Here is a 12,654-nt window from a genome sequence, read left to right as displayed (position 1 = left end):
GTTGCTCGAACGGACATGATATTACCTCATAATCAATCCCTAAATATCTGCTGCAATCCCAATTACCAATTACCAGCTACTAATCCCATGACGGTGCATTTTTCCGAAAAACCTCCAACAGATACTCGCGACTCTGCGAATACTTCCGAAGAAGAAGTATTTGCATTTCCCACCTCTTTTGCCCAGCAAAGACTGTGGTTTATTGACCAATTTGAACCGGGAAACCCTTTTTACAACCTTCCGGCGGCTGTGTTACTGAAAGGCAGGCTAAATGTAGTAGTGCTAGAACGAAGTTTCAAGGAAATTGTGCGCCGTCACGAAGCTTTGCGAACGACATTTGCCACTGTAGACGGTCAACCTGTGCAGGTGGTTGGTGAAAATTTTAATTTCGGACTGCAACTTTTAGACTTGCAAAAATTGTCCGAAATTCAACGAGAAGCGGAAGTCAAAAAACTGGCAGCAGCAGAAGCTAGCAAACCTTTTGACCTCACCAAAGGGCCGCTGTTGCGAGCTAATTTGCTACAGTTAGATGCTGAGGAATATGTCTTGCTGCTGACGCTGCACCACATTATTTTTGATGGCTGGTCAATCGGAGTCTTTCTGCAAGAATTAGCAGCACTTTATGAAGCGTTTTCGATTGGCAAACCATCCCCACTTCCCGAACTTCCCATCCAGTACGCCGATTTTGCTATTTGGCAGCGGGAATGGCTGGCGGGCGATTCCGTGGGGGATAGCTTCGCTTCACGCTTGCAAACTCAACTTAACTACTGGAAAAAGCAGCTCAGTGGCGCTCCCCCCTTGCTGGAATTGCCAGCCGATCGCCCCCGTCCCCCCGTGCAAACCTATCGGGGCGCGAAAGAATCATTGCTCATCCCGAAAACGCTAACGGCAGCCCTCAAAAAGCTCAGCCGCCAGGAAAATGCCACCCTGTTTATGACCCTGTTAGCAGCCTTTAAAACGTTGCTCTATCGCTATACAGGACAGGCAGATATCCCCGTTGGTTCTCCCATCGCCAACCGCAACAGAGCGGAAATTCAAGGGCTAATCGGGTTTTTTGTCAATACTTTGGTATTGCGAACTGATTTGTCAGGCGATCGCACTTTTCGGCAGTTGCTCGATCGCATTCGGGATGTGAGTTTGGAAGCTTACGCTCACCAGGATTTGCCGTTTGAGAAACTGGTTGAAGAGTTGCAACCCGATCGAAATTTGAGCTACAATCCGCTGTTTCAAGTGGCTTTTGTTTTGCAAACTGCACCTGTTGCTGCGGAATCAATCGCCGGACTCAATCTCACTCTTTTAGATGTTGAGAATCAGACAGCAAAAGTTGACTTAACGCTGTATTTAGAAGAAAAGCAGGAAGAAATTAGCGGTCAGTTTGAATACAGCACGGATTTATTTGATGCAACCACAATCAAGCGGATGGCGGGGCATTTTCTCACGTTGCTGGAGGGCATAGCAGCCAACCCCGATCGGCGGATTGAAGAGTTGCCGTTGCTGGGGGAAAAAGAGCGGCATCAGTTATTAGTAGAGTGGAATGACACCCGCGCCGATTATTCGAGCGATCGCTGCATTCATCAATTATTTGCAGCGCAGGTCGATCGAACTCCCGATGCCATTGCAGTCGTATTTGAAGACCAAAAACTCACCTACCGCGAGCTGAATGAACGAGCCAACCAACTCGCGCATTACCTGCAGCACCTGGGCGTTAAACCAGAAGTTTTGGTGGGAATTTGTGTCGAGCGAGCGATCGATACAATTATCGGCATTCTCGGTATTCTCAAAGCTGGGGGCGCTTATGTTCCGATCGATCCAGCCAACCCGCGCGATCGCCTTGCTTTTATACTCGAAGACGCACAGGTAAATGTGCTGCTGAGTGAGAAAAAGTTGTTGCCAAATCTGCCTAAATCCAGCGCCAAAATCGTTTGTCTCGATGCCGATCAAAGTGCTTTCTCCCAACACAGCAAAGAAAATCCCGCCAGCGCCACCACTGCCGAAAATCTCGCCTATATTATCTACACTTCTGGCTCAACTGGCATCCCCAAAGGCGTTTTAGTTTCTCACTCCAACGTCGTCCGCCTGTTTGCTGCTACCCAGTCGTGGTACAACTTCAACGAGCAAGATGTGTGGACGCTGTTTCACTCTTATGCCTTTGATTTCTCAATCTGGGAAATTTGGGGCGCTTTGCTATACGGCGGGCGACTCGCGATCGTGCCTTATTCAGTCAGCCGATCGCCCCAAGAATTTTACAACTTGCTATGCAAAGAAAAGGTAACAGTTCTCAACCAAACTCCTTCTGCATTTTACCAGTTGATAAAAACAGAAGAATCTGTTGGAATTGGCGAAGATTTAAGCCTGCGCTTAGTAATTTTTGGCGGGGAAGCTTTAGACTTGCAAAGCTTAAAACCTTGGTTCGATCGGCACGGCGATCGACATCCCCAACTTGTCAATATGTATGGCATTACAGAAACCACAGTCCACGTCACCTATCAGCCGCTGACTGTCGCTGATTTAAGTAAAAATGCCAGCCTTATTGGCCGTCCAATTCCTGACTTGCAAGTTTACCTGCTCGATCGCAACTGTCAACCCGTTCCGATCGGCATTCCTGGGGAAATTTACGTTGGTGGCGCTGGCGTCGCGCGGGGCTATCTCAATCAGCCAGAATTAACGGCCCAGCGGTTTATTTCCAATCCCTTTAATGATAGTTTGAAAGCGCAGTTGTACAAATCGGGAGACTTAGCTCGCTACCTACCGAATGGCGATATTCAATACTTGGGACGAATTGATCACCAAGTAAAAGTGCGTGGTTTCCGCATCGAATTAGGAGAAATTGAAGCAGCACTAGGACAGCATTCCGATGTGTTGCAGGCTGTAGTTATAGTGCGAGAAGATGTACCAGGAGATAAGCGATTGATAGCTTATATAATTGCTAACTCAGCAGCACAAAATAAGCATTCAATACTGATTCACGAACTGCGCTGCTTTCTGAAAGAAAAATTGCCTGAATACATGATACCTGCTGCTTTTGTGACACTGGAGGCGCTGCCTTTAACAAACAACGGTAAAGTCGATCGCAAAGCCCTGCCTGCACCGGAGCGCGATCGCCCAGAACTCGAAGAGGCATTCGCCGCGCCCACCACGGCTATTGAGAAAATCCTGGCAGAAATTTGGGCGCAAGTATTGGGGTTAGAACAAGTTGGAATTGACGACAATTTCTTTGAATTGGGCGGCGATTCTATCCTCAGCATTCAAGTCATTTCTAAAGCCAATCAAGCTGGGTTGCGACTCACACCAAAAAAACTATTTCAATACCAAACTATTGCCCAATTAGCCACCGTAGTCAATACAGACAAATTAAACTTAACTGAACAAGAATTAATCATTGGCGAAGTTCCGCTGACACCGATTCAGCAATGGTTTTTCGAGCAAAATCTCTCCGATCCGCACCACTGGAATCAGGCGGTGCTTTTAGAGTTGCAGCAACCTCTCGAACCTGCATTAATTGAGTCAGTTTTGCAGGAATTGCTGAAGCACCACGACGCGCTGCGCCTGCGTTTTGTGCGAGGAGAATCTGGCTGGCAGCAGGATCTCGCCAATCCCGACGAGGTTGCTCCGTTTACCTGCATTGATTTGTCATCGCTACCTCCAGAGGAACGAGAAGCCGCTTTCCAAAATGCTGCCACTCAGTTGCAAATTAGTTTGAATTTGTCCGAGGGGCCATTACTTCGCGCTGCCCTATTTGACTTGGGTCAACATCAGCCAAATCGCTTGTTATTGGCCATTCATCACTTAGCGGTTGATGCTGTTTCTTGGCGAATTTTAATTGAGGATTTCCAGACAGCTTATGGCCAGATTAGCCGCGGCAAAACAGTCGCGCTCCCGCCCAAAACAACCTCATTTAAGCAGTGGGCAGAACGCTTGCAGGAGTGGGCGCGATCGCCCGAATTGCAGGGAGAGTTCGATTACTGGTTCGCCCTTTCTCATCAACCAACTTCTAGCTTGCCAATAGATTTCCCCACAGCAGCTAATTTAGTTGCATCTGAAAAAACAGTATCCGTTGCTTTGAGTGTTGAAGAAACAAAACTCCTCTTACAAGAAGTACCTGCCGTTTACCGCACTCAAATTAACGATGTATTGCTAACTGCTTTAGGTCAAGCATTTGCACGCTGGACTGGCAATAACTCACTTTTACTTGACTTAGAAGGTCACGGGCGCGAAGATATATTTGAGGGAGTAGATTTGTCGCGCACAATCGGCTGGTTTACAGCAGTTTTTCCTGTCCTGTTAAATTCAGAAAAACATTCCGATCTAGGCTCTGCCCTCAAATTAGTAAAAGAGCAGTTACGTGCAGTACCAAATCGCGGCATCGGCTTGGGTGTCCTGCGATATTTAAACGAAGAAACGGCTAAAAAGATCTCGAATTTGCCGCAAGCTGAGGTAAGCTTTAACTATCTCGGACAGTTTGACCAAGTGCTGCCAAAAGCTTCTTTATTAATGCTGTCTTCCGAGCCGAGTGGCCCCCTTCGCAGCCCGCGCGGAAATCGGCGTTACCTGCTGGAAATTAACGGATTTATTGCCAGCGGCAAGCTGCAATTAGATTGGACGTACAGCGAAAACATTCACCGACGAGAAAGCATTGAAAATTTGGCAACGGGCTTTATAGAATCGCTACGATCGCTAATTCAATACTGTCTGTCACCCGACGCTGGTGGCTGCACTTTTTCTGACTTTGCAGAGTTTAAGTGGAGCCAGTGGAGCCAGGACGATTTAGATAACATTACCGCAATTTTGGGAGAGCTTTAATATGATCAAAGGCAATATCGAAGATTTTTATCCCCTCTCCCCAGCGCAGCAGGGCATTCTCTTTCATTCCCTTTACCAGCCAGAATCGGGCGTATATTTCGGGCAACTGCTATGCGTCTTGCGCGGCGATCTCAATGTTTCTGCATTTAGAAATAGTTGGCAAAAAGTTGTAGAGCGACATCCCATTTTGCGGACTTGTTTCGTGTGGGAAAATTTGAAAGAACCCGTGCAAGCGGTGCGTAAGCAGGCTGCATTATCTTGGCAGGAAATAAACTGGCGATCGCTCTCTGCGTCAGAACAACAACAGCAGTTAGAAACATTCCTCAAAGCCGATCGAGATCAGGGCTTTGACTTGAAATCAGCTCCCTTGATTCGCATTACACTGGCGCAGTTAGAAACAGATACTTTTCAGTTTATTTTGAGCCACCACCACTTAGTTTTAGATGGGTGGTCGCTGGCGATCGTGCTTGAGGAAGTTTTTGCATTTTATCAAGCCTTCTCCCAGGGCGAGGAATTGCACCTCAAACGCCCTCGCCCTTATCGGGATTACATCGCGTGGCTGCACCAGCAAGATTTATCTGCGGCTGAGTCATTTTGGCGGCAAACTCTCAAAGGTTTTGCAGATCCAACTGCGATCGCCCGATGCAATATTGTCGCGGGAAACCGTTTAGAAAGTAGTGGCGAACAGCAGGTGATATTTTCTGCAACAGCCACGGCCACACTGCAATCCTTAGCGCGGCAGCATCAGCTAACATTAAATACCCTCGTACAGGCAGCTTGGGCGCTACTTTTGAGCCGATATAGCAGCGAGGAAGATGTGGTTTTTGGTACGGTTGTTTCCGGGCGATCGCCAGATTTAATTGGTGCTGAATCGGTAGTGGGACTGTTCGTAAATCCTTTGCCAGTGCGCGTAAAAATTAACCCACAGGATGTTATTTTATCCTGGTTGAAAGAACTCCAAGCGCAACAAGTTGAGGCGCGGCAGTATGAGTACAGCCCCCTCGTTGAGGTGCAGGGGTGGAGCGAAGTTCCTCGGAGTTTACCTTTATTTGAGAGTTTCGTCGTTTTTGAGAATTATCCCTCGGATGCTTCTTTGCAGGAGAAGATTCACAACTTAAAAGTAGAGAATATTCGCTCCTTGGAAACAACGAATTATCCTCTAACGGTGATGGCGATGCCCGGTGCAGAATTGACGCTGAAAATTATTTTCGATTGTAGCTACTTTGAGGACAGTGCGATCGCGCGGATGCTCAAACACCTGCAAACTTTACTGGAAGGAATGGCTGCCAATCCTCACCAAAAACTATCCAATTTATCCTTATTGAGCGCCGCTGAACAACAACAATTACTTGTCCAGTGGAACGACACCCAAGCGGATTACCCCAAAAATTCCTCAATTCATGAATTATTTGCAGCACAAACAGAGCGAACCCCAGATGCAGTGGCTGCAATTTGCAAAAATGAACAATTGACTTACCGCGAATTGAATGCCAAAGCCAATCAAATCGCGCATTACCTGCAAACTCTCGGTGTAAAATCCGAAGTTTTGGTGGGAATTTGCTTAGAGCGATCGCTGGAAATGCTGGTGGCCATTTTGGGCATTTTAAAAGCCGGTGCTGCTTACGTTCCTCTCGATCCTGCTTATCCCCAAGAACGCCGATCCTTCATGCTAGCAGACGCAAAAGTTCCGGTGCTTTTGACTCAAAAAAACCTCCTAGAAACCCTCCCCAAACACAGCGCAAAAGTCGTCTGTATCGACGCCGAATGGCAGGAAATTTCCCGCCAGAGCGATCGCAACCCCGCTGTTAAAGTGGAAGCTGAAAACCTCGCTTACGTCCTCTACACTTCCGGCTCGACAGGCACTCCCAAAGGCGTACTCGGCACCCACCGAGGCACAGTCAATCGCTGTTTTTGGAACCCCTACCCTTTGATCGCAGAAGATATTTGCTGTCAAAAAACTTCCTTAAATTTTGTCGATTCAATTTGGGAAATCTTTGCTCCTTTGCTGCATGGGTTGCCAACTGTGATTATTCCCGATCGAGCCGTCAAAGATATTAACCAATTCCTTCAAACCTTATCAAAGCAAAATGTAACGCGACTGGTTTTGGTTCCTTCTTTGTTGCGCGCCATCTTAGATTCCTTCCCTGATTTAGACAGGCGTTTGCCTCAATTAAAGTATTGGATTTGCAGCGGAGAAACTCTGCCGATGGAACTTTGCCAGCAATTTCGAGAGCAGATGCCCCAGCGGGTATTAATCAATCTTTATGGCTCTTCGGAAGTAGCTGCGGATGTGACGTGGTACGATGCAACTCACTGTGTCGAGAAAGTTACAATTGGTCGCCCGATCGCCAACACGCAAATTTACCTGCTCGATCGCAATTTGCAACCCGTTCCCATAGGAATTCCCGGCGAGATTTACGTCGGCGGCGATGGATTAGCCCAGGGCTACTTAAACCGCCCCGAATTAACCTTGGAGAAATTCATTTCTAATCCGTTTGGGCCAGAAAAATTAAATTTTCTCGGTAATTCTCATCAAAAAGTTTTGTTCAAAACAGGCGATATCGGTTGTTACCTGCCGGATGGTAATATAGAATTTCTGGGCCGTAGTGATTGCCAAGTAAAAATTCGCGGTTTCCGCATCGAACTAGGAGAAATCGAGGCAGCACTTTCTCAACATTCTTCTGTGTCCACCGCTGCTGTTTTGCTTCAGGAAAAAGCACCGGGCAGTCAACGCCTAGTCGCTTACCTAGTTGCTAACTCAGAGTTCAGAAATCAGCAGCCAGAACTTATTTCCGAACTGCGTTCATTCTTAAAGCACAAACTGCCCGATTACATGGTGCCTTCAGCTTTTGTGCTATTAGATGCGTTGCCACTAACGCCCAACGGAAAAATTGACCGCCTCGCCTTATCTCAAAAGTGCGATTACGTTTCTGATGAAACAGCCTTCACTGAGCCACAAACGCCCACAGAGAAAGAAATTGCTGAGATTTGGACTGCTCTTTTAGGGCTAGAAAAAGTAGGAACTAACCAAAGCTTTTTTGACCTCGGCGGCCACTCTCTGATGGCAACACGGTTAATATCGCGAGTGCGATCGTGCTTTGGGGTAGAGTTAGCGCTGTGCGATTTTTTTGCCGCTCCCACCATTCAGAATTTAGCTGAACTAATCGAGGAAGAAATTCTGGCAAATGCCGATTCTAACCAGATAGATAAATTGCTCGATCTCTTAGAAAAGAGTGATGGAGAGTCAGCACAAACTGTGATGCTGACTGATATCATGTCCGGTCGATTACCCTGATTTTTGTAGGGGCGGGTTCACCAATAATATTTGCCAAAAACAAACAATCTCAAAAACCCGCCCCGGCCTATGTATTATGGGCGATCTATCGGACATGATATGAGTAAATATCGGGTTGGAAAAAAAGCACAAAAAGCCCTTTTTCCCTTAAGGCGTGGGGAATAGGAGATTTAAAAAGCCCATTTAACAGGATTAATCTGATGAACAAACTAACAGTAAAAACCAAAAATTCTCAAGATATAATGCAGCCATTAACAGCCTCAAAAACCCCAATTGAAGAAAAGTTAATGGAGCTATTCAGTGCCTCAGAAAAGTCATTTTTGGCAGAGGAAGCAATGGAGGAGCGAATTTCTGCGATTGTTCAAGACTTTTTGTACGCAAAAACCGCGAGTACAGATCTTGACTTAGAGTTAATTATTCAGGAGTTTAGGGAAAACAAAATTCCCGCCTTTCCTACAGATGTTGGGAATTATATCGATGATTTTGCCAAAACCCTCGTTGCCCATTCCATTCACACATCTTCCCCCCGATATATCGGTCACATGACGAGCGCACTTCCCTATTTTGTGCGCCCGATCGCGAAGCTTTTAACCGCGATGAATCAAAATTTAGTCAAGATGGAAACTGCAAAAGTTTTAAGCCCCTGCGAGCGCCAGACTTTAGCAATGATGCACCGATTAATTTACGATTTTTCTGAGGATTTTTATAACCAGCACATTCAAAAAAGTGACAGCACGCTCGGTATCATGGTAACGGGCGGCACCCTAGCTAATATCACAGCCATGTGGTGCGCTCGCAACGCTTCTTTCGGGCCAAAAAATAACTTTAGTGGCATTGAAAAAGAAGGTTTGTACGCAGCTTTAGAGTTTTACGGTAACAAGGGAATGGTGATAATCGGCTCCAGTTTGATGCACTATTCTTTTGAAAAGGCTGCCGGTTTATTAGGCATTGGCGATCGCAGTCTCCTAAAAGTCCCCACCGATTCCAATCACCGCATGGATTTGGCAGCGCTGCGCCAAACTGTAGCCGAATGTCGCGATCGCAATCTGCACATTCTGGCAATTATCGGCGTTGCAGGCAGCACCGATTCGGGAAGTATCGATCCGCTTCCAGAAATAGCGGCGATCGCCCAAGAAGCAAACGCTCACTTTCACGTCGATGCCGCTTGGGGCGGCCCCGTGCTTTTTTCCGAACGTCACAGGCACAAATTCGCAGGCATTGAACTAGCAGATTCCGTCACCATAGATGGACACAAACAAATGTATTTGCCAATGGGAATCGGTCTGGTTTTATTCCGCAATCCCCAAACCGCCAAAGTTATTGAAAAAAATGCACCCTACACGGTGCGAAAAGACTCCCTCGATCTAGGCAAGCGCTCTCTCGAAGGCTCTCGACCAGGTGCGAGTTTGTTCTTGCAAGCGGCGTTGAATATCATCGGCCATCAAGGCTATGAGTTGTTGATAGATGGAGGTATCCATAAAACGCAGCACTTGGCCAATTTACTTCGGGAAAATCCAGCATTTGAATTGCTGCTAGAACCCGAAATTAATATTCTTTTATACCGATACATTCCAGAAACCTTCAGGGAAAAAGCAGCCAAAAAACAACTAACCGAAGCAGACAACCAATTCATTAATCAATTTAACGAGTGCCTTCAGGAGGCCCAGCGGCGAGCCGGTCACACCTTCGTATCGCGAACAACCCTGCAAAACACCTGTTATGGCAAAACCATTCCCATTGTTGCTTTTCGAGTCGTCCTTGCCAACCCCCTCACCACTGAAGCAGATATCAATGTTGTTTTAGACGACCAGATAAAAATAGCAGCAAAGCTTTCCTTAACTATCACAAACAGCGACCACTCCGAGGAGGTGAATCATCATGTCTACTAATCGTTCAGAACGACTGAAAAACCTCTCGCCCCAGAAGCGAGCGCTCCTCCTCAAAGCATTAAGCAAAGAGGCAGTACAGGCTGAGCAATCTCAGCGTATTCCCAGGCGATCGCAGCAAAATTCGGCTCCCCTTTCTTTTGCCCAGCAACGGCTGTGGTTTCTCGATCGATTGTCTCCCGAAAACCCTGCCTACAACCTTCCTGCTGCTGTGCGTTTGCAAGGGCAATTGAATTTGTCAGCACTGCAACAAACACTCAATGAGATTGTCAGGCGTCACGAAGTTTTACGGACTGCTTTTGCAGAAGTGGACGGGGAACCTGTTCAACTGATTTCTCCTTCCTTGGATTTCGCTTTGTCGGTAGTAAACTTGCAACATTTACCAGAAACTGAGCAGCAAGCTGAAATTGAGCAGCGTACTCTTGAAGAAGCCCAACGCCCCTTTGACTTAACGCGATCGCCCTTACTGCGGGGCACTCTCCTGCAACTTAGTCCGGCAGAATATGTGTTGCTGCTGACGATACACCACATTATTTCTGATGGTTGGTCTATGGGGGTATTGGTGCGAGAAGTGGCCGCACTTTATGAAGCTTTTTCCACTGACAAACCCTCTCCGCTGCCTGAACTTCCCCTACAGTATGCCGACTTCGCCAGTTGGCAGCGGCAGCATTTGCACAGAGAGAAATTAGAAAAACAGCTCGCTTATTGGAAACAGCAATTGGGAGGCGGTTTAGCTGTGCTGTCAACAGATAAGCAGCGCTCTCCCGTGCAAAGTTTCCGAGGATCGCAGCAATCTTTTGTGATTTCTGCTTCTTTCACTGAAAAAATTAAAAAGCTAGCTCAGCAACAAGATGTCACTCTATTTATGACGTTGCTGGCAGCATTTCAATCCTTGCTATACTGCCACATAAAGCAGAATAACCTCGCGATTGGCTCTCCGATCGCCAATCGCAACCGCCTTGAATTAGAGGAACTGATTGGATTTTTTGTCAATACTTTAGTGCTGCGAATTGACACCGCAGGTAATCTAACTTTCCGCGAACTACTCGGTCGAACACGCGAGGTAGCGTTAGCAGCTTTCGCTCACCCCGATGTCCCTTTTGAAAAGCTCGTCGTGGAATTGCAGACAGAGCGAAATCTCAGCTATAACCCGCTATTTCAAGTGTGGTTTGTACTCCAGAATGCACCCATGCCACCCCTGGAGTTAGCTGGTTTGACCTTGAGCATTCTGGAATTCGATGTCGGTATGTCGAGACACGACTTAAGCCTCACTATCTGGGAGGTTTCAGAAGGAATTCAAGGCTTATTTGACTACAAAACAGACTTATTTGAGGCTGCGACTATTGCCCGAATGGTGAGAGGTTTCCAAATCCTCCTCAACCAGGTAGTCATCCAGCCAGATATCAAGATCGACGACTTGGAAGAAATTCTTGCGGAAGCAGAAAGGCAGCACCAAATCGAGCAGGAAAAACAAATTCATCTTTCGGGAATTCAAAAATTAAAAATGGCTAAACGCAAAGTTATGAAAAGTTGAAAATGATAGCTCAATGTCTCATGTTTTTTCGGGAAAAAGGGATAAATTTTTCACAAAACCCAAAACTATGACAAATACAGAAACAAAGAATCTCAATTCCCAAAAGTTAGGAGCAGTTAGGCGCAAAGCCGTCAGCTTGTCCTCAGAGGAATTAGTCACAACCGCCTACCTCCAGCCCGAAAACCTTCTACCTCTAGTTATTCAGCCAACAGTAGAAAAATTAAATCTCGCAGGTTGGGCACAGAACAATCGCTCATCAATTGAAACGCAGTTATGGAAGCATGGAGGAATACTTTTTCGAGGCTTTGAAGTCGGCGGCGTGAATGGTTTCCAGCAGTTTATTCAAACTATTGCTGGCGACTTGTTGGAATATTCTTTTCGCTCAACTCCGCGCAGTCAGGTGAGCGGAAATATCTACACTTCCACCGAGTATCCTGCCGAGCAATTCATCCCCCTGCACAATGAAATGGCTTATTCTCGCAATTGGCCGCTGAAAATCGCTTTTTTCTGCGTCAAGAAAGCCGAACAGGGAGGAGAAACTCCGATCGCTAATAGCCGCAAAGTGTTTGAAAGCCTGGATTCAAATATTAGAGAAAAGTTTGCTCAAAAAAAGGTTATGTATGTGCGAAATTACGGCGGTGGCGTAGATTTACCCTGGCAAAATGTCTTCAATACTGATAGCAAAATTGAGGTAAAAGAGTATTGCCAAAAAGCGGGAATAGAGTTAGAATGGAAAAGTGGCGATCGCTTGAGAACTCGCCAAATATGTCAAGCGGTCGCCCAGCACCCAAAAACGCAGGAAATGGTGTGGTTTAATCAAGCTCACCTCTTCCACATTTCCAATCTCGAACCCGTCGTTCGCAAAGAGCTTTTAACTTCTTTTAAGCAGGAAGATTTACCCCGCAATGCTTATTACGGCGATGGCTCGCCCATTGAATATTTTATATTAGACGAAATTCGTCGCTGCTATCAGCAAGAAACGATACTTTTTCCTTGGGAAGAAGGAGATGTCTTGCTGCTAGATAATATGCTAGCCGCGCACGGACGCACCCCATTCTCTGGTTCGCGTCGAGTTGTTGTCGGGATGGCAGAACCGTTTAGCTGTCAAGATATTTAGACCCATGAAAGGAACAGTAGAT

At 46.6% G+C, this 12,654-nt stretch carries 5 protein-coding genes; all 5 read left to right on the top strand.

Annotated elements, in window-relative coordinates; genetic code table 11:
- Positions 1 to 87 precede the first annotated feature (87 nt).
- The 5 genes from QUA44_RS16960 to QUA44_RS16940 all read left to right on the top strand — a co-directional run bounded on the left by QUA44_RS16960 (position 88) and on the right by QUA44_RS16940 (position 12,632).
- The gene (locus QUA44_RS16960) at positions 88 to 4,800 is read left to right on the top strand and encodes an amino acid adenylation domain-containing protein (RefSeq protein ID WP_445243678.1); all 4,713 of its coding nucleotides are present in this window, start codon (positions 88 to 90) and stop codon (positions 4,798 to 4,800) included.
- Position 4,801: 1 nt separating this feature from the next.
- Entirely contained in the window at positions 4,802 to 8,095 is a 3,294-nt protein-coding gene (locus tag QUA44_RS16955; protein WP_333252689.1) for an amino acid adenylation domain-containing protein, read from the top strand.
- Positions 8,096 to 8,295: 200 nt separating this feature from the next.
- Positions 8,296 to 9,984: a pyridoxal-dependent aspartate 1-decarboxylase PanP gene (panP, locus tag QUA44_RS16950; RefSeq protein ID WP_333252691.1), complete on the top strand. Its 1,689-nt coding sequence runs from the start codon at positions 8,296 to 8,298 to the stop codon at positions 9,982 to 9,984.
- Positions 9,974 to 11,515 carry a condensation domain-containing protein gene (locus QUA44_RS16945; RefSeq protein WP_333252693.1) on the top strand — a complete coding sequence of 514 codons (1,542 nt, stop codon included), beginning with the start codon at positions 9,974 to 9,976 and terminating at the stop codon, positions 11,513 to 11,515. Before panP ends, QUA44_RS16945 begins: the two co-directional genes overlap by 11 nt.
- 67 nt (positions 11,516 to 11,582) lie before the next feature.
- Positions 11,583 to 12,632 carry a TauD/TfdA family dioxygenase gene (locus tag QUA44_RS16940; RefSeq protein WP_333252695.1) on the top strand — a complete coding sequence of 350 codons (1,050 nt, stop codon included), beginning with the start codon at positions 11,583 to 11,585 and terminating at the stop codon, positions 12,630 to 12,632.
- The last annotated feature ends 22 nt before the right edge of the window (positions 12,633 to 12,654 follow it).

The organism is Microcoleus sp. N9_A2 (genome assembly GCF_036701775.1).
In the GTDB taxonomy this organism is placed as follows: domain Bacteria; phylum Cyanobacteriota; class Cyanobacteriia; order Cyanobacteriales; family Microcoleaceae; genus Microcoleus.
This window is presented reverse-complemented; position numbering and strand designations above follow the sequence as displayed.